The sequence below is a fragment of the Paenibacillus sp. sgz302191 genome, assembly GCF_057749925.1.
Genome location: NZ_JBYLHY010000132.1, coordinates 1 through 261, shown reverse-complemented (window position 1 = coordinate 261; position 261 = coordinate 1). Strand labels below are relative to the sequence as shown.

The 261-nt window shown below is 49.4% G+C and carries 2 rRNA genes; both read left to right on the top strand.

Going from position 1 to position 261, the window contains the following annotated elements:
* Positions 1-127, top strand: a 23S ribosomal RNA gene (locus tag AC3G2T_RS38920); the annotation flags it as partial.
* A gap of 72 nt (positions 128-199) precedes the next feature.
* Positions 200-261: ribosomal RNA gene (gene rrf, locus AC3G2T_RS38915) — 5S ribosomal RNA — on the top strand; the annotation flags it as partial.

Genomic DNA, 261 nt, shown 5'->3' with positions numbered 1-261 from the left:
AGCCCCCCTCAAGATGAGATTTCCCAGTATGTAAGACCCCTTGTAGACGACGAGGTAGATAGGTTCGAGGTGGAAGCGCGGCAACGTGTGCAGCTGACGAATACTAATCGGTCGAGGGCTTAACCTATACAATTATTTAACTCACACTTTACGCAAGTTTCGTATCTAGTTTTCAGGGTGCAAATGAGCACTTTGACTGTTTGGTGATGATGGCGGAGGGGATCCACGCGTTCCCATCTCGAACACGACCGTTAAGCCCTC